Raw genomic sequence first — 20,797 nt, forward strand, 5'->3', positions numbered from 1 at the left:
GCCGACGGGTACCGCCCGGTACCCGTCGGACTCCTAGCGTTGATCACGTGAAACCCCAGATCAACACCCTCGTGGTGGGCGGCACCGGCGCGATGGGCGGCCGGGTCGTGCACCGGCTGCTGGCGCACCCCGCCAACGCGATCACCGTCCTCACCCGCGACCCGGCCTCGGTCAGGGCCGTCGCCCTGCTGGAACGCGGCGGCGGCCGGGTCCGCCTCGTGCGCGGCGACGTGGACGACCCCGCAGCTCTGCGACGGGCCGTGTCCGGCGCGGACCGCGTCTTCTGCAACACGGACTTCTTCTCCACCGGCAGCGCGCTGGAGGAGCACCGGCAGGGCGTGGCGGTGCTCGAAGCGGCCAGGGTCGCCGGCGTGGACCGGTTCGTGTGGTCCTCGCTGGACGCCGTCGCGGCCCTGACGCACGGCCGGACCGTCGTGCCGCACTACGACGCCAAGGCGGCCGTCGCCGCGCACGTGCACCTCCAGCGGTCGGAGGAGGTGGTGCGCCGCGAGCAGGACGGCTGGTACACCCACCACGTCTCGATCCTCACCACCGCCCCGTACTTCGAGAACCTGTCCACCCGTCTGGCGCCGACGCCGGGCCGGCTGCCGGACGGCCGGCAGGGCCTCGTCCTGCACGCCCCGCTCGGCACCGGCCGGTACCCGATGATCGGCCTGGACGACATCGCCCGGTTCGCGGACCTGCTGTTCGAGCGCTGGCAGTCCTGGGGCGGCCGGGACCTCGCCGTCGTCGCCGAGGGCCTGACGGGCGAGCAGATCGCCGGAGCCTTCGAGCGGACGACGGGCGTCCCCACCGCCTACGTCCCGGTGCCGCTGGACGTGCTGCGGGACTCGGACCCGGACCACGGCCACGACTTCGCCGCGATGTTCCAGTTCTTCCAGGAGCGCGACCTGACCGCACGGGACCGCGACGTCTCCCTGCTGCGCGCCCTGCTCCCGGACCTGACGACCCTGGAGGAGTGGTTGCGCGCGACCGGTCCCGATCCGGAGCGGCGAATTCTACCGGGATGAACAATCCGGCGGTCAACCGCTGATGTGGTGAATGCGGAGATCGTCCCAGTCCGGTCGGGAGCGGTCGGAGTTCTCATCGAGATGACGGTCTTGACGTGATCTGACGGCGATCGTTAGCCTTGCGTCGAAGTTGCGGTGCAAAAGAGTGGCGGAATGTGGTCCACCTCCCTCGGGAAAGGTCGGTCTCTTGCCCCGAATCCTTCACCAGCTCTCCCTCGACGGGAATTATTCTCCACCGTTGCCGGGTGTGCGCGAGGCGTTGCGGGGTTCGCTGGACCAGGTCCACCTCACCCTCGACCCGCTGGTCGACGGTCTCGTGTCCGACCTGGCCGTCCTCCGAGACGTACCCCCTGCTGATCCGCACGCGCCGGCGGAACCGGTCGCCGTGCCGCGGGCCGCCGCCAGCTCCGCCGCGGGGGCCACGCCACCGGAAGCGGTGCTCGCCGGGAGGGACGACCGGTGACCGGGGCGCCACCGCTCCCGGCGCGTTGACGCTCCTCGCCCGCGGTCCTCGCTCCACCGGTGCCGCGCCATCGCTCCCGCCACGAGTTCCCGGTCGCCGCGACCGGGCGAGAGGACTCCGCATGACGTCGGTGCACGACGACCTCGACCCGTTCCCCGACGTGCTCTCGAAGGCGATCACCGGGGGCGCCGAGGCGCTGTTCCTCGCGCAGCGCCCCGACGGGGTGTTCGACTACAGCGAGGACAACCTGACCTCCACGCTGGGCACGGTCGGCGCGCTGTCGGCGCTGCACTTCGCCGATCCGGACGGCAGCGCCGACCTCGTCGCGGCGGGCGTCGGGTGGCTGCGGCGCACCCAGAACGACGACGGCGGCTGGGCGATGGTCCCCGGCCTGTCCAGCGAGGCCGGACCGACGGCCGTCGCCTCCGCCGTGCTCCACCTGGTCGACCGGGCGGGGAGCGCGGAGTCCGTGCGGGCCGGGCAGCGCTGGATGGACGACTTCGGCGGCCTGGACGCGATCCCGCACCCCGAGGTCGTCTCCTGGTGCCGGCAGTACTACGGCTTCGCCGGCTGGCTGGCCCCGGAGGACATGCGCCGCTTCCCGCTGGAGCTGGCGCTGTGGCCGGGGCTGTACCGGAGGGTGTTCGACCTGCGCGTGCCGATGGCCTTCGCGCTCGGCCTCGCGCAGGCCAGGCACAAGCCGCTCACCGCGGTGCAGCGCGCGCTGGCCCGCCTGGCGGAGCCGAACGCGCTGAAGGCGATCCGGCAGGTCTACGAGCACGAGGGCTCGACCGGGGCCTGGTGCGAGAACGCGTGGGTCACCGGTCTGGTCTGCACCGGCCTGGCCCGCGCCGGGCTGGCCCCGGACATGGTCGCCGCCGCCGTGGGGTGGTTCCGCCGGACGATGCACCCCGACGGCTGGTGGCAGACCGGTCCGCTCGACTCGGCCTGGACGATGTACGCCGTGCGCGGTCTCACCGAGGCGGGCTACGCCGACGACCCGCGGCTGACCGCGTCGACCCGGTTCTTCGTGCGCGTGCAGCAGCACCGTCCGTTCCTCGCGTTCGGCTGCCCGCCGGGCTACTGGGGCTGGGCGGGCACCGAGGGCTGGCCCTCGACCCTGGAGACGGGGGAGATCCTGTCCGTGCTGTCCAGGACGCCCGGCGACGAGCAGGCGAACGCCGTCGAGCGGGGCGTCGACTGGCTGACCCGCATGCAGGACACCCGCGGGTCCTGGGGGCTCTGCGTGCGCAACACCAGGGTGGCCAACAGCGGCCCCTGCCCGATGACGACCGTGCAGGCCGTCGACGCGCTGCTCGACGCGGGCGTTCCGGCCGACGACCGCCGCGTGCGCCGCGCGCTGAGCTGGCTCGCCGGGGCCCAGCTCCCCGACGGCGCCTTCGAGTCCGTGTGGTACCGGCACCACACCATGGGCACCGCCGCCGTGCTGGAGACCTTCTCCAGGGTCGGCAGGGCGGACGGGGAACCGGCCCGCCGGGCGGCGGCGTGGCTGGAGCGGACCCGGCTGCCCGACGGTTCGTGGGGCGACGGGGCCGGTGCGCCCGGCACGGTGGAGGAGACCGGCTGGGCGATCTCGGCCCTGCTGGCCGCCGGCACCGACCCGGCCGGGGTGCGGCCGGGGGTGGACTGGCTGCTGGAGCACCGCGACTCCGGCGGCGGGTGGCCGTCGGAGGCCGTCAACGAGTACGTGCGCCACGTCAGCCGGTACACCAACCCCGCTCTCGCGCAGGGGATGGCCCTGCGCGCGCTGGGCCGCTACCGGGAGGCGATCCGCTGACCGGGTGCCAGGAGTCGACGAGTTCTGACCGGACGTCCCAGGAACGGAGAACCTCATGACGGGTGCGACACGGGAGGATTCCTTCACCGAGGACTACTGGCGCGATCCGCACGGAACCCTCGCCAGGACGCGGGAGACCTGCCCGGTCCGCCAGGTCGACTTCGAGAGCGGCCCGACCTGGCTGGTCACCCGCTACGCCGACGTGCGCGCGGGGCTCACCGACGCACGACTGGCCAAGGACTGGCGGTCCACCCTGCCCGCGGAGGAACGAGCCGCGGCGCCTCCCGGACTGCCCGCCCCGATGTCGCACATGCTGACCTCGCTCGACCCGCCGGAGCACACCCGGCTGCGGAGCCTGGTCGCCCAGGCGTTCACCGCTCGCCGGGTGGCCGCGCTGCGCCCGCGCGTGGAAGCCGTCGCCGCCGAGCTGCTCGACGCGCTGCCCGAGGACGAGCCGATCGACCTCGTGGCGCGCTTCGCGATCGTCCTCCCCATGGTGGTGATCTCCGAGCTGCTCGGCGTTCCCGAGATCGAGCGCGACGAGTTCGCCCGCCTGTCCACGGTGCTCATCGACGAGTGCCCCGAGGCCGAGCTCGTGCGGGCCTCCACGGAGATGGCCACCTACCTGGAGGGACTGGTCGCGGCCAAGCGCGCGGCGCCCGACGACGCGCTGCTCTCCGCACTGATCACCGCGTCCGACGAGGGGGACCGGCTCTCCGACCTGGAGATCGTGGCGATGGCCATGCTGCTGCTCATGGCGGGGCACGAGACCACCGCCGTCTTCATCACCAACAGCGTCCGGGCGCTGCTGGACGACCCGTCGTCGCGCGAGCGCCTGGCGTCGCCGCAGTCGGTCCCGCCGCTGATCGAGGAGCTGCTGCGCTGGCTCTCCCCGGCCATCAACGCCTCGCTGCGCTTCGCCGCGGAGGACCTGGAGATCGGCGGGGTCGCCATCGCCAGGGGCGAGTCGGTGATGCTGTCGACGGGAGCCGCGAACCGCGACCCCGCGCGGTACGACGCACCGGCCGAGCTGGACCCCGACCGCAACACCGCCGGTCACCTGGCCTTCGGCCACGGCATCCACCGGTGCCTGGGCGCGGCCCTGGTCCGCCTGGAGGGCGAGGTCGCGCTGGCCGCCCTGTTCACCCGCTTCCCGCGACTGCGAGCGGCGGCCGATCCCGCCGAGCTGACGTTCCGCCACAGCGTCCACGTGCACGCCCCGCGCACGTTCCCGGTCGTGCTCGGGCCCCGTGCGGGAACCTGACGCGAACGCCGCGCGCGCACCTCGGCCGGGCCCCGCCACCTCCTCGTCGAGGGGTGGCGGGGCCCGGCCCGCACGTGCCGCGCCTCAGTCCTTCACGGCCGTCGCGGACATTCCCGGCTCCTGGTACTTCGCCCAGCGCGGCTCCGCGCCGCGCGGCTCGTCGCCCATCACCGTCACGCGCTGGCCCACGCGGCGCCCCACGTAGTCGTTCACCGCGTAGTGTTGGGTCGCCCGGTTGTCCCACATCGCCACCGCGCCGGGAACCCAGCGGTAGCGGCAGGTGCGCTGGGGGCTCTCCGACACGGTGAACAGGTGCTCCAGCAGCGCGTCGCTCTCGCCCTTGCTGAGCTGGAGGATGCGCCGGGTGAACATGCGGTTCACGTACAGGCTCTTGCGGCCGGTCACCGGGTGCGTCCGGATCACCGGGTGCTCCACCTCGCCGCGGAACGAGCCGTTCGGGTGGACGAACAGGTGCTGCGCCGTGGTGCCCTCCAGCATGTCGCGCACCGGCTCCGACAGCGCCTCGCAGGCGAGGTACTGGTTGCTCCACATCGTGTCGCCGCCCGCCTCTGGCGTCACCGTGATCTGCAGGACGGAGGCGATCGGCGGACTCTGGACGAAGGTCACGTCGGTGTGCCACACGTCGGCGCGCGCGCCCTGGTCCGAGTCCAGCACGACGATCTTGTCGTGGCCGTCGAGCTTCGGCAGGAAGGGGTGGACCTCCAGCTCCCCGAAGCGGCTGCCGAACGCCTCGTGCGCCTCCGGGGTCAGGCCGCCGGCGTCCGGGAAGAACAGCACCAGGTGGCGCATCAGCAGGTCGTGGATCTCCGTGAACCGTTCGTCGTCGATCGCGCCGAGATCGACGCCACGCACCTCCGCGCCGAGCGAACCGGAGATCGGGCGAACCTGGAAGGTCATGTTTTCCCTGCTTTCTTTCGATACGCGTCGTTCAATTCCGCGCGCGTGTTCCACGGCGCGGTACTGATGATTCTCAGGGCGCTGTTCGGTGCTCTTGACCCCGCTCGCCCGCCGGTGTCAGGATCGTGGTGGACGAATTTTTTCTCCCGCTGACGAGGGGAATTCATCGGAATGACCGCACAGGACGAGCTGGCCAAGATGATCGACCTCGCGACGCCGTTCGCGGTCAGGGCGGCCGTCACCCTGCACCTGCCCGAACTGATCGACGGCGGCACCGCCCGGCTCGACGCCCTGGCCGGCGCCGCGGGTGCCGATCCCGACTCGCTGCGCAGGCTGCTGAACCACCTCACCTCCATCGGGTTCCTGGCCGAGCCGCAGCCCGGCACCTACGCGCTGACCGACGTGTCGCGCGTCCTGCTCGGCGACGACCACGGCGCAGCCCGCCGCTGGCTCGACATCGAGGGCCCCGGCACGAAGATGGACCTCGCCTACGCGGGCATGGCCCACTCGGTGCGCACCGGCGAGTCCGCCTACGCCACCGTGCACGGCGTCCCGTTCTGGGACGACTACGGAGCCGACGAGGAGCTGCGGCTGTTCTTCGGCCGGGTCATGGCCGTCCACGCGTGGCAGACCGGACCGGTCGTGGCCACCGAGTGCGACTGGTCGTCCACCCGGCGGGTGCTCGACGTCGGCGGCGGCACCGGCGCGCTGCTGATCGAGGTGCTCGGGGCCAACCCGCACCTGACCGGCGCCGTGCTGGACCTGCCCCCGGTCGAGCCGGAGGCCACCACCGCGCTGAAGGAGGCCGGGCTGGAGGACCGCGCCGCCTTCGTGCCCGGCAGCTTCTTCGACCCGCTGCCCACCGGCTACGACACCTACGTGATCTCCCGCGTCCTCACCGACTGGAGCGACGAGGACGCGCTGCGGATCATGACCCGCGCCGCCGAGGTCGTCGGCACCGGCCGCCTGCTGGTCGTGGAGGTGCTGGCGGGTCGGGAGCACGCGAAGAACAACTCGTCGTTCGACCTCCAGTCGCTGACCCTGCTCGGCGGCCGGGAGCGCACGGAGGAGGACTTCACGGCCCTGGCGCGACGCGCCGGGTTCTCCACCGCCACCACACGCCGCTGGGACGGCGGCCTGCTCGTCGTGGAGTGCGGGCTCTAGCGACCGGGTCACCGGGACCGCGCCCAGCTCGGCAGCTGCCCGCCTCTCGGGTCGGGCAGCACGCCGAGCTGGTGCAGGCGGTCCAGCGGACTCAGCGAGTGCTGTCCCAGTCCGGCCATGTTGTGCATGATCGTGTGGCGCAGCCGCCGGTTGCGTCCGGTCTTGCGCAGCGCGCGACGGCCCAGCACCCGGCCGAACGGCGACAGGTCGCTGATCATGCGGGTCGCGTTGTGGCTGGTCGTCCCGACGGCGATCAGCTCGGGACGGCGCCCGGTGCTCCACGCGCGCAGCAGCGGTGCCAGCAGTTCGGGCGCCAGGTCGCCGTCGAGCTCGCGCACCCGCGCGGCGAGGCTCGCCGCGTCCAGGATCGAGCTGTTCATGCCCTGACCGGCGGCCGGGTGCACGGAGTGCGCGCTCTCCCCGATCAGCGCCAGCCCGTCAGCGGCCAGCGACGTGGTCAGCGACCGCCCCACCGGCAGGACCTGCCGCGCCGACCAGGCGCGCGCGACGTCCTCGCGCAGCGGGGCGAGCGCCGGCACGTCGCGCACCAGGCCGTCGATCCACCCCCCGGCGGCGCTCGCGTCCACGCCCCGCAGCTCGTCCGGCTCGACCTGCACGTACAGCCGCGCCCGCTCGCCGGGCAGCGAGTACCGCATCGCCAGACCGCGCGAGGTGACGTAGGTGGACACGTCGTCGCCCAGCGGCTGGCCGGTCAGCTCGAAGGCGGCCAGCCTGTGCGGGTAGTCGGCGCGCTCGACCTCGATCCCGGCGTTGCGCCGCAACCGCGACGACAGCCCGTCGGCCGCCACGACCAGTCCCGCCGTCAGGTCACCGCCGTCCGTGCGCACACCGGTCGTCCGGCCGTGCTCGTCGCGCACCAGTTCCCGCACCAGCACCCCGCGCCGCAGCTCCACCGATGCGGGCAGGGTGCGGGCCAGCGCCGCCAGGATCACGTGGTAGTCGTGCACCAGCAACCACGGCCGCCCGGTGTCCAGCGTCCGGTAGTCCAGCGCCAGCAGCGCCGCGCCGTGCGGGTCGCGCACCGTCAGCCCCGACAGGCGCAACGCGCCGTCCGCGGCCAGCTCGTCGGCCACGCCCCAGTCCGCGAGCACGTCCGTCGCGCCGGGTTGCAGCAGCTCGCCCTTGGGAACGGGCCTGATCTCGCGCTGCTTGTCCAGCACCAGCACGCGCAGGCCGAGTCCGCCCAGCGCGTGCGCCGCGGCGAGTCCGGCGACCCCGGCCCCGCTCACCAGCACGTCCACGTCGGTGCTCACGCGCCACCTCCACTTCGGACGGAGACACGCGGTGGCGGTGGGACGGTTCCGTCCGGGGTGGACACCGGGGTCATGAGGCGGTCGCCTTCCGCAGTTCGGCCGGGGGGATCTCGTGGCGGGTGCGCATGGCGTTCTGGGTGATCACGCTGAACGCGAGGACCGGCAGGAGCACCGCCACCGCGAACGGGGCGCCCGCACCGGCCGCCGTCACCGCGCCCGCCAGCACGAGCCGTTCCGCCACCAGCACCTCGTGGGCGCGCAGCGCCGACTCGCGGGTGATGTCGTCGCCCTGGGTCAGCAGACCGCCGAACACCCACGCGCCGATCGCGGTGGCCGCCAGCAGCAGCACCAGGTAGGACGTGCGGTCGGGCAGCGGCGCCAGCGCGGACGCCACGGCCACGAGCAGGGCCAGGCCGTAGAGGGTCTGCGCGAGGCGCGCGCCGTAGGCGACGCCCCGCTGCACCGGCACCGACCGGTACCCGCCCGCCTCGTCGCCCTCCACGTCCCGCACCGCGCCGACGAGGTTGGACGCCGCGTCGTGCAGCAGGAACACCACCGCGAACGGCAGGGCCGTCCACGGATCGCCACCGGGCACGCAGGTGGCGCCGGCCAGCACGGCCAGCGACGTCAGCGCGCCGCGCACCAGGTTGCCGGAGATGCCGCGCCCCTTGTACAGGCGGCTGTAGGCGGCGATCCCGACCACGCCGAGCACCAGCAGCACCAGCACCCGCCAGTCCACGGCCAGCGCCAGCGCCGCCGCACCGACCTCGCTCACCACCGCCGAGAGCAGCGCGGCGCGCGGGCTGAGCCGACCGGACGGGATGGGCCGCTGAGGTTTGTCGATCGCGTCCAGCTCGCGGTCGAACCAGTCGCCCAGGTAGTGCCCTCCCAGCCAGACCAGCACCGGGATCAGCACGGCGGCGGCCAGGTGCAGCGGGCCGGGGTCGCCACCGGCGACGGACGCACCGGCCAGGCCGACGACACCGGGATAGGTCAACGTGTACGGGCGCCACGTCTGGACGTGCGCCTCGGCGGTGCGCCGCCAGTTCGCCACGGCTACCGGCTCCGGTCGATCGACGTGTTCGCGACCTCGGCGAGCATCGCGGTGTGCTCGTTGGGCGGCAGCCCGGCCAGGCATGCCTTCGCGGCGGTCACCTCGGCCTCCGCGTGCTCCACCGCCCGCTTCAGCGCGCCCGTCTCGTCGAGCACGTCCCGCAGGGCCGTGAACGCCTCCTCCGGCGGCAGCTCACCGCTCAGCGCGCTCACCACCCGTGCGCGCTGCTCCGGCGTGCCCGTCTCGTGCGCCAGCAGCACCGGGTAGGTGGGCCGCAGGTTGCGCAGGTCGCTCAGCCCGGACTTGCCGGTGATCGCCGGATCGGACAGGTAGGGCAGCAGGTCGTCGTACATCTGGAAAGCGAGGCCCAGGTGCTCGGCGTACCGGCTCACCGCGTCGACCACGGCCGGTTCCGCGCCACCGAGCACCGCACCGGCCCGGCAGGCGCCGCGGAACAGCGCGCCGGTCTTGAGCGCCATCACCGTCAGGTAGTCCGCCAGCGGGTGCGCGGGGTCGGAGGCCATCGCGCCCTCCAGCGCCTGGCCGCGGCACACGTCCACGCCCGCGTCGGAGATCGCCCGCACCGCCTCCAGCGCCGCCGCTTCCGGCACACCGCGCTCGACGCAGGCCGCCACCGAGCCGAACGTCCGCATCATCAGCGCGTCACCGGTGGCGATGGCGTCGGACGTGCCGTAGCGGTGCTGCACCGACGGCTGGCCGCGGCGCATCTCGTCGCCGTCGATCACGTCGTCGTGCACCAGCGACCCGACGTGCAGGTACTCCACCGCGAGCGCGGCGGGCACGACCTGCTCCACGTCGCCGCCCACCGCGCCCGCCGCCGCGGCGAGCAGCAGCGGACGCAGCAGCTTGCCCGGTGTGAGCAGCGCGTAGCGGGAGATGCCGAGCACGGGGTCGGTGTGCTCGGGCCACTCGGCGTGCAGCGCCGCGCGCAGCCGGGTCACGAGTGCCTCGGCCGCGGGGGAGAAGCCCGTGCGGGTGTACTCGGTGACCAGCGCGATCACCGCGTCGTTGGCCTCCCGCGTGCCCACGGTCACCCGCACGCCCAGCCCGCCCACGTCGCGGACCTCGACCCCGTGCTCGGCCAGGAACTCCACCAGCGGCGGACCGTCGGCGCCCAGCGGGAGCCACAGGTAGTTGCCCGCGCTCGGCGGCACCTCCAGCCCGCGGTTCACCAGCGCGGCCCGCAGCCGGTCCCGCTCCACGCAGACCGCCTCGCACTGCGCGCGCATCTGCTCCTCGGCGGCCAGCGCGGCGGTGGCCGCGGCCTGCGCGACGGTGCTGACGCGGAAGAACGGCGTGGTGCCGCGCAGCGGCGTGACGACGGACGCCGCCGCCACCAGGTAGCCCACGCGCAGGCCCAGCAGCCCGTGCGACTTGGAGAACGTGCGGACCACCACGACACGGGGGTCCTCGCGGTAGAGGGCCAGCGCGTCGGCGATCTCGGCCCGGTCGGCGAACTCGCGGTACGCCTCGTCCACGACCACCAGCACGTCCGGCGGCAGCGCGTCGAGGAACCCCCGCACCTCGGCGTGGCCAAGCACCGCGCCGGTGGGGTTGTTCGGGTTGCACAGCAGGACGGCCCTGGTGCGCGGCGTCACCGCGGCGGCCATCGCCTCCAGGTCCGTGCCGTAGCCGTCGACCAGCGGCACCGCGACCGGCGTGGCGCCGCTGTTGCGCGCGAGCGGTCCGTACCCCCAGAACGACAGCGCGGCGTGCACGACCTCGGTGCCCGGTCCGGCGATGCCGTGGAGCAGCTGCTGGAGCACCGCGCCGGACCCGGCCCCGACCAGCACGTCGGAGGCCGGCACCCCGAGGCGCTCCGCGATCGTGGCGGTGAGCCCGTCGGAGAGGGCGTCCAGGGTCAGGTGGGACCGATCGGCGGTGCTGATCACCGCGTCCCGGACTCCGGGCAGCGGTGGGGCGAAGTTCTCGTTGAGAGAAAGCTGGTGGACGATGTTCGGCACGCTGAGGTCCCCGTTCACCGGTCGAGCCTGTCAGGAATCGCTGAATCTGCTCCGAGCAAGCTTTACCGAATCAGCGACGTTCAGGGAAGGGGGGTGCCAAAAGATTGCCGGAAACATGTCCAGAACGGGCAAGCTTCGGGCATCGTTGCTGGTAGGAACGGTTTACCTGTCGTCAACTCCGCGTCTCGGGCGCGTAACGGCTGTCGTGCTACCGCGATCGGTCCTCGGTCACACGTCCGGAGCAGCGTTCACCTGGACGGCTGACGGCCATTCGTGTGAAACCATTTTCGAGAAGATTTTGACGTCGCGAATAAATACTGTGAAGCATTTCATGTCACTGCTCTGGGAATCTGGTGTAGAACCTGCGCTCGCGCGCTCGTCCCGCACTCGGACGGACCAGCGCGGCCGTCGCGCCGAACGAGACGGCGTCGTCACCGCGCGTGTTCGGGGCAGGGGTGCGCGCCACCCGAACGCACCCCGACCACAACCCGTCCGCCCCGCTAGAAAAGGTGTGGACCACCTGCGGTCCGGAGCATCGCGGAGGAGTACCGGATGAGCGTCGCCGCCCCGCCCGCCGACCCCACCACCACGCCGACGCCGGTCGGCAGGCTGTCCGCCGCGCTGCTGGCGTCGCAGACCGGCCTGTACATCGCCCTGCTGACCCCGCTGCAACTGCTCCTCGCCCTCCAGTTGACCAGGATCTCCGGCGGCACGGCCGCCACCTCCGCGTTCAGCCTCGTCACCGGGGTCGGGGCGATCGTGGCCCTGGTGTTCACGCCGATCGCCGGGCGGATCAGCGACCTCACCACGTTCCGCCTCGGCCGCCGCCGCACCGGAATCCTCGTCGGCTCGGTCACCGGCGCGGTGGTGCTCGTCCTGCTCGGCTCGGCCACCACCGTGTGGCAGGTCGTCCTGCTGTGGTGCGTCGCCAAGGCCGCCCTGAGCTTCCAGCACGCGTCCACGACCGCCACCGTCGCGGACCAGGTCCCGCCGCACCGCCGCGGCATCGTCTCCGGAACGCTCGGTCTCGGCATCGCGCTCAGTCCGCTGCTCGGCATCGCGCTCGTCAACGCCCTTCCCGCCGGGTCCGCGACGCAGTGGTACGCCATCGCGGGCACGACCGTCGTCGGCGGCGGTCTCGCGGTGCTGCTGATCCGGGAGGGACGACCGGTCCGCCGGGAGCGGCCCGCGCTCGGTCTCGGCGGCGTGCTGCGCACGTTCTGGCTGGACCCGCGCCGCCACCCCGCCTTCGGCTGGGCGTGGCTGGTGCGCTTCCTCATCACCGCTGCCTACGCCAGCGGCACCTACCTCGCGTTCTTCCTCATCCAGCGCTTCGGCGCCGGTCCCGCCGAGGTCGGCGGGCTGGTGTTCGCGATGACGGTGGTGAACACCGTCTGCCTGGTCACCGCGAGCCTCGCCGCTGGCCACTTCTCCGACCGGCTCGCGCGGCAGAAGCCGTTCGTGGTCGCCGCCGGACTGCTCGCCGCCGCGTCGATGTGCACGATGGCGTTCGCGCCGTCGATCCTCGCGGTGTTCGTGATCCACGGCGTCGTGGGCATCGGCATCGGGGTGTTCTTGTCGGTGGACCTCGCGATGTGCGTGCGGGTGCTGCCCCACGACGAGGACGCGGCCAAGGACCTCGCCATCGTCAACATCGCCAACACCCTGCCGCAGTCGCTGGTGCCGCTGGTGGCGCCACTGCTGCTCGGGATCGGCGGGTTCACCGCGCTGTTCGGCTTCCTCGGGCTGCTCGGCGTCGTCGGCGCGATCGCCGTGCGCCGGGTGCCGGAGATCGGCCAGGAGGGAGGAGCGCCCGGCGTCGCACCGCTCACGCGCCTCCCCGCCGAACCGTCGAGCTGACCTCGGGGCGCTCGCTCGGCGTGCTGAGGAGCGGCGACGATCTTTGCGTCAAAACAGCCATCTCATCGACCGACTTACGCGTTGACTAGACAAAAGTGTGGTCAGGATCGACTAAAGTCCTGGACTTTGTGATCCGAGTCACTTAATCTTCGTCACGTTTGGGTGAACTTGTAACTACTCAGAGTTCCCGCTTCTGTTTCCGCCACCGCGTGCACAACCTCCAACCGTGCGACGACGACGTCGGACACGCGCGATCGTCGCGGCCCTCCCCGGGAGTGTGGACATGAGATGGACTACGCGACGACCACGTGCGTCCGCGTTCGGTCTGCTGGCAGCGGCACTGCTGCTGAGCGGCGTACCGGGCCCCGCGCTCGCCGATCCGAGGAGTGATGCCCCGCCGCCCCAGGAGCCGGGCGTCACGCTGCGGGTGTTCGACGTGCAGGTGTCGCTGGACCGGCTGTGCGTGCTCAAGCCGGCTCAGACGCCCAACGTCGACAAGCTCATGCCGACCGTGGACTGGACGTCGGCCGACGACTTCGGCTTCGCCGACCGCTTCGTGGCCGAGGTCTCCGGCAACGTCGGCATCACCCTGGCGGGCAGCTACGCGTTCCGGCTGCTCAGCGACGACGGTTCGCGGCTGTCGATCGACGGCACCGTGGTCGTCGACCACGACGGCGTGCACGGCACGCAGCCGAAGGACGGCACGGTCACCCTGTCCGCCGGTCCCCACGCCCTGCTGATCGAGCACTTCGAGCGCGACGGCGGGCAGCAGCTGACCCTCCAGTGGAAGCCGCCGGGCGCGGCGGACTTCTCGGTCGTGCCGAACTCCGCGCTCAGCACGGACAGCGGGGTCGTCCGGGTCACCGCTCCCGGCCGCAAGGAGTGCGCGACGGGTGCCGACTCACCCGGCGACGGCCTGCCCCTGAACGCCGTCCACCCCGACTTCACCCTGACCGACCTGCGTCCCGCGGGCTTCCAGCCCAGGGTCAGCGCGATGGACTGGTTCCCCGACGGCCGCCTGGCCATCGCCACCTGGGACGGCAAGAGCACCGATACCGGTGAGCTCTGGGTGCTGGGCAACGTCACCGGAGCCACCTCGCCGAGTCGGGTCACCACCAAGCGGATCGCGACGAACCTGCGCGAGCCGATGGGCCTGAAGGTGCTCGACGGCATGATCTACGTGTCGCAGAAGCACGAGTTGACCGAACTGGCCGACACGAACGGCGACGACGTGATCGACCGGTCCCGCACGGTCGCGACGTGGCCCTACGGCGGCAACTTCCACGAGTTCGCGTTCGGCCTGCTGTACCGGGACGGGTTCTTCTACCTCAACCTGTCCGTCTCGATCAACCTCGGCGGTGCGACCACCGACCCGCAGCCCGCCGCCAACCGCGGCACGACCGTGAAGGTCGACCGCGCCACCGGACGGGTCAGCTACGTGGCTGGCGGCCTGCGCACGCCGAACGGGATCGGCTGGGGTCCGGAGGGGGGCGTGTTCGTCAACGACAACCAGGGCGGCTGGCTCCCCGCGTCGAAGCTGGTGCACGTCAAGCAGGACCGGTTCTTCAACCACTACACCAATCCGGCCGGTCCGTTCGACGCGAACCCGATCGCACAACCCGTGCTGTGGTTGCCGCAGAACGAGATCGCGAACTCGCCGAGCACGCCGGTGCAGCTCACCCAGGGCCTCTACGCCGGACAGATGATCTTCGGCGACGTCACCTACGGCGGTCTCCAGCGCGCGTTCCTGGAGAAGGTGAACGGCGAGTACCAGGGCGCGGTGTTCCGCATGACCCAGGGGCTCGAAGCGGGCGTCAACCGCACGACCGTCGGCCCGGACGGCGCCATCTACATCGGCGGCATCGGGGACGACGGCAACTGGGGCCAGGACGGCAAGCTCAAGCACGGCCTGCAGAAGCTCGCGCCCAACGGCGGCCGGACGTTCGACCTGCTGGCCGTGCGCGCGGTCGCGGGCGGGTTCGAGCTCGAGTACACGCAGCCGGTCTCGGCGGAGACCGCGGCGGGGCTCGCCGGCCGCTACCGGGCCGAGCAGTGGCGGTACGCGCCCACGCCCGCGTACGGCGGGCCCAAGGTCGACCAGGAGAACCTGCGGGTCGCCTCGGCGACGCCCTCCGCGGACGGCCGGAAGGTCACGCTCAAGCTCGACGGCCTGAAGGCCGGCCGGGTGGTGCACCTGCGCTCGCCGCGCCCGTTCACGTCGAGCGCCGGTGTGCCGCTGTGGAACACCGAGGCCTGGTACACGCTCAACAACCTCGTCGGCAGCGCCCCGTCGGCCACCCAGTCCTTCGAGGCGGAGAGCGCGGCGCTGTCCGGCGGCGCGCGCGTCAACACCGACCACCTCGGCTACTCCGGCGCGGGTTTCGTCGACAACTACGGCGCTCAGGGGGCGAGCACCGCCTTCGCCGTGCACGCGGCGAAGGCGGGCTCGCACGACGTCGGTCTGCGCTACAGCAACGGACCGAACCCGTCCGCCGGGACCAAGACCGTCAGCGTCCACGTCAACGGGGCGAAGGTCAGACAGGTCGCCCTGGCCGACACCGGCAACTGGGACACCTGGGCCACGCACACCGAGGCGCTGACGCTGCGGGCCGGGGCGAACACCATCGCCTACCGGGTGGACAGCGGGGACGTCGGGCACGTCAACCTGGACCAGTTGACCGTCACCCCCGCCTCGCGCATCACGCTCTACAGCGGTGGCGGAACGGAGAACTGGCGCAACGCCGACGGCAGCGCGCCCTCCTGGCCGGTGGCGAACGGGTCGATGGAGGCGCTGGGCGGCGACATCCGCAGCAGGAGGGGGTTCGGAGACTTCAGGCTGCACCTGGAGTTCTGGCTGCCGAACCTGCCGTCCTCCGTCACCGGGCAGCAGCGCGCCAACAGCGGCGTGTACCTCCAGGACCGCTACGAGCTCCAGATCCTGGACAGCTACGGCAAACAACCGCTCGCAGCCGACGACGCCGCGAGCATCTACCTGAAGAGAGCCGCCTCGCCCAACGCGGCCACCGCGCCGCAGACGTGGCAGACCTACGACGTCACGTTCCGGGCGGCCCGCTTCGACAGCGCGGGCGTGAAGACCGAGAACGCCCGCGTCACCGTGGTGTGGAACGGGGTCACGGTCCACCGGGACCTCGCGATCGACGGACCGACCGGCAACGGCGCTCCCGAGACGCCGACGGCGGGGCCGTTCCGCCTCCAGGACCACGGAGATCCCGGTGAGAACGTGAGGTTCCGCAACATCTGGGTCGAACCACTGGGATAGCCCGGACGTCCGTCGCACCACCCGTCCCGTGCCGCTCGCCGCCCGGCGAGCGACACGGGACGGACGCGTCGGGCGGTCGGGGCCGGACCGTCGAAGGGCCGGCAGGGGCTCTTCCCGGACGTCCACCGGTCGTGCGGTGGGGAGCGGGCTACCGGCGACGCGGCCGCAGGCCGTGCATTCCGCCGTCGACGGCCAGGGAGGTCCCGGTCGTGGACGAGGAAGCGGGACTCGCGAGGTGGGCGATGGCGGCCGCCACCTCGTCGGCGCTGACCAGGCGGCCCGTCGGCTGGCGGGCGCGCAGGGCGGCCAGTTCGGCGTCCGGGTCGTCGGCGCTGTCGAGCAGTCTGCGGACCCAGGGGGTGTCGACGGTGCCGGGGTTGACGCAGTTGACCCGGACACCCTCGGCGACGTGGTCGGCGGCCATGGCCAGGGTCAGCGACAGGACGGCGCCCTTGGTGGCGCTGTAGAGGGCCCTGTTCGGCAGGCCGGCCGTGGCGGCGATCGAGCACGTGTTGACGATCGACGCCCGGTCCGAGCGGCGCAGGTGCGGCAGCGCGGCGCGGGTGGTGCGGACGATGCCGACCACGTTGACGTCGAACACCCGGTGCCACTCGTCGTCCGCGTTGGCCTCGACCGTGCCCTGCGCGCCGATGCCCGCGTTGTTCACCAGGACGTCCAGGCCGCCGAACAGCTCCACGACCTCCTCGACGGCCGCGGTGACCGAGTCCGCGTCGCTGACGTCGGCGGCGAAGCCCAGCACGGGCGCCGTGGCGGACGGGACCAGGTCCAGCGAGGCGACCCGCGCCCCGCGCGCCGCCAGCAGGGTGGCGGTGGCCAGGCCGATGCCCGACGCGCCACCGGTGACGATCGCGCGCAGTCCGGCGAAGTCGTTCACGACACGCTCCTCTCGGCCGCGGACGCCCACGCCGGGTCCGTCGGGTGGGTGCGGAGGGTGGTGCTCGCCGGGTGCGTGGTGCGGCGGTCCCCGGTGACGCGCGCGGGGCCGGTGACGTGCTCGTGCGGGTGGTCCACGTGGTCGACGACCCGGTCCCCGGTCGTTCCGGAGACGGCGACGTGGTCGACCACCGCCAGGTGCTGCACCGGTGCGCACGGCACCACCCCGCTCGCGCCGGCCCCGGCCGCCGGGGTCGCGTCCAGGCGCGGCCGGGACGGTGAACCGGTTCGGAGCACCTGCTCGAACACGACGCGGTCGCGGACGTGCTCGCCGTCGACCTCGTCGGCGACGCGCACGACCACGCGCAGCAGTTCCACCCGGCACCGCCCCGTCGCACATCGGATCCGCCCCTCCCAGGTATACCGGCGGTGTGCTCCGGATCGCAACGGTCGCCTCGCACGGGTCCGACGTGCCGGAGGCGTGCTTCCGGACCGGCGCGACGCGCCCGACGTGGAGCTGGGACACTGTGCTGACCAGCTCGCACGACACGTGCGCCCGGATCGGCCTGCCGGTCCTCACGACCGCACGACGTAAGGATTGACACCGTGGCACTGCCCTACGGCCCCGACGACGACCACGCCGCGGACCGGTTCGTCAACAACGCGCTGCGCAGCCGGGAGCCCGAGGTGTGGCGGGAACTGGCCTCGGACGCCTACGTGGAGCAGACCGACCGGGTGCTGCTGGCGATGCTGGACCGCATCGCCGCCGACCGCGCGCACCGCAGGGCCGAACGCGACGCCGCGCGCGTCCGGCTCGCGGAGGGGGAGATCACCAGGGCCGAGCTCGACCGCGACGCCGCCGAGGACGGTGATCGGGCCAAGAAGACCGCGCACTTCGAGACGATGGTGCGGGAGCAGCACCGGCTGATCGCCGCCGCCGTGCGCCGGTTGCGCGGGGACGACGTCCGCGACGAGCTGATGAACCTGGTGGTCACCCTGGGCGCCGCGATCGACACCCACCGCGCCGCCGTGCTGGGTGGCGGGAGCGAGCCGACCGGGGCCGACCGGGCGCTGTGGGCGCGGCTGACGGCGCTCGACGTGCCGGGCACCACCGGCGCGACGAGCCGCACGTCGCTGGAGGCGCTGGTCGAGCGGCAGGCGGCGCAGCAGGACGACAGCGGGCGGGTGCTGGCGGAGATCGTGCTGGACCTGGCCGGTGACGCGACGTCGGTCGCGCGCGCCGACCTGCTGGACGTGTGGAAGAAGAAGGTCGCGCCGACCCTGACCTCCGAGGAGAGGGCCGAGTTCGCGGCCAGGGGCAAGGGCTCCCTGGTGACCGAGCGGCTCAGGAAGGCGATGGGTCTCCTGGAGCGGCGCGGCCTGGTCGCGCGGTCCGGTCCGCAGGGGGAGCAGCGGCTCGACGTGCTCGACCGTCCGGGCCTGGTGGAACTGGCGGCCGCGCGGACGCCGTGACGACCGGGTTCCGGCCAGGAGCGCTGCGCGGGAGGCCGTGCGGCACCGTGCTGCCGCTGTCGCCGATCACCGGCCGGGTCGTCGAGGGCCGGGGCGTGCGGCTCTCGCACCCCGGTGCCGGCGGAGTCGCCCGCCACCGCGCGGTCGACCGCGCGGTGGCGGGCCCCGCGTGCCGCTACCAGTACCGGTGCCGCTTCCCGTCGGTGTCGGCGACGAAGACGACCGCGTCGGCGCCCTCCAGGTCCGCCGGGGTCAGCGGGACGTGGCCGGGCACGATCGGTTCACCGGCGCAGATCGACGGGGGAAGCGCGGCGCGCAGGGCCGGGGCCGGGAACAGGGCGCGGCGGGTGGTCGCCTCGGCCAGCACGCCCTGGAGGGTGCCCGGATCGCTGTCGGGAGCGGCGTCGGTCGCCAGGAACACGTAGCGCTCGCCGAGGGTGAGCGCGACGATCGCCCCGGCGCTTCCCCAGCTCACCTCCTCCTCGCCGAGCGACAGGTGCGACGTCGCGCGCTGGAGGTGCCCGTTGTGCGCGAACACCAGGCTCGGTCCGCGCCGCTGCTCCTCGTCGAGGATCGCGAGCAGGTTGTCGGCCATCATCTCGGCGCGCAGGCCGAGCAGCGTCGCGATGCGGCCGGGTGCGGTGCTGGCCATGGCCGCGTGGTAGCGCAGCAGGCCCTGAGCGGTGCGCGCGTGCGCGACGGCACGGGCGTGCCCGGCCGGGTCCGGGGGACGCAGGGCGGGTGCCGCGCGGCGCAGCGCGCTGGCGAGGTCGTCGGCGACGACGCGCAGGGCGCGGACGCGGTCGGAGCCGCCGATGGACGCCGCCGGGTCGTACATCGCCGCCGGGTTCGTCCAGTCCGCGTCGTCGCCGCACAGGGCGTCGAGGTCGCTGGCCGACTCCGGCCTCAGCGCGACGGGCAGGTGATCGCGGACCCCGGACAGCGCGCGTCGCGGGCTCGGCGCGCCGGAGGACTCCACCGGCGCGTCGAAGCCGTGGAAGCGGACCCGGTCCCGCGGCGCGCGGCCCGCGTTGTGCGCGCGGAGCCACTGCACGAGTTCGCGGTTGCCCGGCACGGCACCGAACCCGTGGCTGAACCCGGTCGCCAGCACCGCGTCGAGATCGGCCGTCGCCCCGCGGACGTAGTCGTCGACGAGCGACGCGGCGAAGACGTCGGTCTCCAGCACGATCGACCGGTACCCGCGGTGCACGAGATGACCGAGGAGCTCGTTGCGCAGCGCCGGGAACACCTCGATCCCGTGGGTCGGTTCGCCGAGGGCGAGCAGGGCGGGCGGCTCGGACCGCTCGGCGAGCAGTTCGTCGACGGCACGGCCCTGGCTCGCCGGGTCGTCGAGCTGGCGGGCGATTCCGCGCAGTGATGCGGCAGTGGACACGAACACCCCTTTCCGGAGGAACGATCCTCGACGCTATCGTTGAAGGGGCGAGGAAGACTTCGGCGACTTCTCCCCGGCCAGCACGGGGTGAAGCCTCACAGGAGGTGTGCGCTGCGACCCGTCGACCTGGCCCGTGAGCACGGGTTGTCCGCACAGGCGATCCGCAACTACGACGGTGCCGGCGTCTTCCCGCCGACCGAGCGCAGCGAGACCGGCTACCGGCGCTACACGCCCCTGCACGCGCAGGCCCTGCGGGCCTTCCTCGCGCTGCGTCGCGGCCACGGGCACCAGCAGGCGCTGGAGATCATGCGCGCGACCAACCGGGGCGACACCGAGTCCGCCTACCGGCTGATCGACGCCGCGCACGTCGCGCTGCTCGCCGAACGCGACACCCGCACCGAGGTCGCGACGGCCCTGGACGGCCTGTCCACCACGACACCCGTCCCCGTCGACGGCCGTCCGCTGACCGTGGGCGAACTCGCGCGTCGCATCGGCGTGCACCCGGCGACGCTGCGCACCTGGGAGACCGAGGGCATCCTGCGCCCAGTGCGCGACCGGGTGACCGGTTACCGCGAGTACGGGCCGGACTGCGTGCGCGACGCCGAGATCGCCCGGCAGCTGCGCCGGGGCGGGTACCTGCTGCGCCAGGTCGCCCAGTTCGTCGCCTCGCTGCGCGAGGCGGGCGGGGCGGACGCGTTGAGCGACTTCCTCGACTCCTGGCAGCACAGGCTGACCACGCGCAGCCGCGACCTCCTCTCCGGCGCGGCCCGGTTCGACACCTACCTCACCCTGCTCGACCGGGCACGGCAGGACGCGGACTCCCCGTCGAACTGATCGCCGTCCGCGGGCCGAACGGCGTGCGGACGCCCCGGTGATCGGGGGACCTGCCGCTGCGCCGGCGGACGGCGTCGCGGACGTCGTCGGCAGTCACGGCACCGGACGCCTG

At 73.0% G+C, this 20,797-nt stretch carries 16 protein-coding genes; 9 read left to right on the plus strand and 7 right to left on the minus strand.

What is annotated here, in order from left to right; all coding sequences use genetic code 11:
• Positions 1-47: 47 nt before the first annotated feature.
• The 4 genes from IMZ35_RS24950 (at position 48) to IMZ35_RS24965 (ending at position 4,556) form a co-directional block, all read left to right on the plus strand.
• The gene (locus tag IMZ35_RS24950; protein ID WP_307868737.1) at positions 48-1,031 is read left to right on the plus strand and encodes an NmrA family NAD(P)-binding protein; all 984 of its coding nucleotides are present in this window, start codon (positions 48-50) and stop codon (positions 1,029-1,031) included.
• A 238-nt stretch (positions 1,032-1,269) separates the two neighbouring features.
• The gene (locus IMZ35_RS24955) at positions 1,270-1,494 is read left to right on the plus strand and encodes a hypothetical protein (RefSeq protein ID WP_199443625.1); all 225 of its coding nucleotides are present in this window, start codon (positions 1,270-1,272) and stop codon (positions 1,492-1,494) included.
• A 121-nt stretch (positions 1,495-1,615) separates the two neighbouring features.
• The gene (locus IMZ35_RS24960) at positions 1,616-3,292 is read left to right on the plus strand and encodes a prenyltransferase/squalene oxidase repeat-containing protein (RefSeq protein WP_199443626.1); all 1,677 of its coding nucleotides are present in this window, start codon (positions 1,616-1,618) and stop codon (positions 3,290-3,292) included.
• A 55-nt stretch (positions 3,293-3,347) separates the two neighbouring features.
• A complete protein-coding gene (locus IMZ35_RS24965; protein WP_199443627.1) occupies positions 3,348-4,556 on the plus strand; it encodes a cytochrome P450 family protein in 1,209 nt (402 codons plus the stop codon).
• Between the two features lie 84 nt (positions 4,557-4,640).
• Here the strand turns inward: IMZ35_RS24965 and IMZ35_RS24970 are convergent, their stop codons facing one another.
• The gene (locus tag IMZ35_RS24970) at positions 4,641-5,474 is read right to left on the minus strand and encodes a TauD/TfdA dioxygenase family protein (RefSeq protein ID WP_199443628.1); all 834 of its coding nucleotides are present in this window, start codon (positions 5,472-5,474) and stop codon (positions 4,641-4,643) included.
• A 171-nt stretch (positions 5,475-5,645) separates the two neighbouring features.
• Here IMZ35_RS24970 and IMZ35_RS24975 point away from each other — a divergent pair, with 171 nt between their 5' ends.
• Positions 5,646-6,638 (plus strand): methyltransferase, encoded by a 993-nt coding sequence (locus tag IMZ35_RS24975; protein WP_199443629.1) that lies wholly within the window; start codon positions 5,646-5,648, stop codon positions 6,636-6,638.
• Between the two features lie 8 nt (positions 6,639-6,646).
• Here the strand turns inward: IMZ35_RS24975 and IMZ35_RS24980 are convergent, their stop codons facing one another.
• The 3 genes from IMZ35_RS24980 to IMZ35_RS31040 all read right to left on the minus strand — a co-directional run bounded on the left by IMZ35_RS24980 (position 6,647) and on the right by IMZ35_RS31040 (position 10,969).
• Positions 6,647-7,912, minus strand: coding sequence for an FAD-dependent oxidoreductase (locus IMZ35_RS24980; RefSeq protein WP_307868738.1), 1,266 nt, complete (start codon positions 7,910-7,912; stop codon positions 6,647-6,649).
• 70 nt (positions 7,913-7,982) lie between these two features.
• A complete protein-coding gene (locus IMZ35_RS24985; RefSeq protein ID WP_307868739.1) occupies positions 7,983-8,966 on the minus strand; it encodes a UbiA family prenyltransferase in 984 nt (327 codons plus the stop codon).
• Positions 8,967-8,968: 2 nt separating this feature from the next.
• Positions 8,969-10,969: an aminotransferase class I/II-fold pyridoxal phosphate-dependent enzyme gene (locus IMZ35_RS31040; protein WP_307868740.1), complete on the minus strand. Its 2,001-nt coding sequence runs from the start codon at positions 10,967-10,969 to the stop codon at positions 8,969-8,971.
• A 534-nt stretch (positions 10,970-11,503) separates the two neighbouring features.
• Between IMZ35_RS31040 and IMZ35_RS25000 the strand changes: the two genes are divergently transcribed.
• Together IMZ35_RS25000 and IMZ35_RS25005 are read left to right on the plus strand one after the other, a co-directional pair.
• On the plus strand, positions 11,504-12,811 hold the full coding sequence (locus tag IMZ35_RS25000; RefSeq protein ID WP_199443631.1) for an MFS transporter: 1,308 nt from the start codon (positions 11,504-11,506) through the stop codon (positions 12,809-12,811).
• A 283-nt stretch (positions 12,812-13,094) separates the two neighbouring features.
• Complete coding sequence (locus IMZ35_RS25005) at positions 13,095-16,091, plus strand: 3-keto-alpha-glucoside-1,2-lyase-like domain-containing protein (protein WP_199443632.1); 2,997 nt, start codon at positions 13,095-13,097, stop codon at positions 16,089-16,091.
• Between the two features lie 148 nt (positions 16,092-16,239).
• Here IMZ35_RS25005 and IMZ35_RS25010 read toward each other — a convergent pair whose 3' ends face one another.
• Together IMZ35_RS25010 and IMZ35_RS25015 are read right to left on the minus strand one after the other, a co-directional pair.
• On the minus strand, positions 16,240-16,986 hold the full coding sequence (locus tag IMZ35_RS25010; protein WP_199443633.1) for an SDR family NAD(P)-dependent oxidoreductase: 747 nt from the start codon (positions 16,984-16,986) through the stop codon (positions 16,240-16,242).
• On the minus strand, positions 16,983-17,363 hold the full coding sequence (locus IMZ35_RS25015; RefSeq protein ID WP_199443634.1) for an enolase-like domain-containing protein: 381 nt from the start codon (positions 17,361-17,363) through the stop codon (positions 16,983-16,985). The genes IMZ35_RS25010 and IMZ35_RS25015 overlap by 4 nt, the downstream gene beginning before the upstream one ends.
• Before the next feature lie 228 nt (positions 17,364-17,591).
• Between IMZ35_RS25015 and IMZ35_RS25020 the strand changes: the two genes are divergently transcribed.
• On the plus strand, positions 17,592-18,458 hold the full coding sequence (locus IMZ35_RS25020; RefSeq protein ID WP_199443635.1) for a hypothetical protein: 867 nt from the start codon (positions 17,592-17,594) through the stop codon (positions 18,456-18,458).
• A gap of 175 nt (positions 18,459-18,633) precedes the next feature.
• On the opposite strand, the gene IMZ35_RS25025 is transcribed toward IMZ35_RS25020, so the two are convergent.
• Complete coding sequence (locus tag IMZ35_RS25025; protein ID WP_199443636.1) at positions 18,634-19,851, minus strand: erythromycin esterase family protein; 1,218 nt, start codon at positions 19,849-19,851, stop codon at positions 18,634-18,636.
• Positions 19,852-19,962: 111 nt separating this feature from the next.
• Between IMZ35_RS25025 and IMZ35_RS25030 the strand changes: the two genes are divergently transcribed.
• Positions 19,963-20,685 carry a MerR family transcriptional regulator gene (locus IMZ35_RS25030; RefSeq protein WP_199443707.1) on the plus strand — a complete coding sequence of 241 codons (723 nt, stop codon included), beginning with the start codon at positions 19,963-19,965 and terminating at the stop codon, positions 20,683-20,685.
• Positions 20,686-20,797 lie beyond the last annotated feature (112 nt).

The organism is Umezawaea beigongshangensis (genome assembly GCF_016464305.1).
In the GTDB taxonomy this organism is placed as follows: domain Bacteria; phylum Actinomycetota; class Actinomycetes; order Mycobacteriales; family Pseudonocardiaceae; genus Umezawaea_A; species Umezawaea_A beigongshangensis.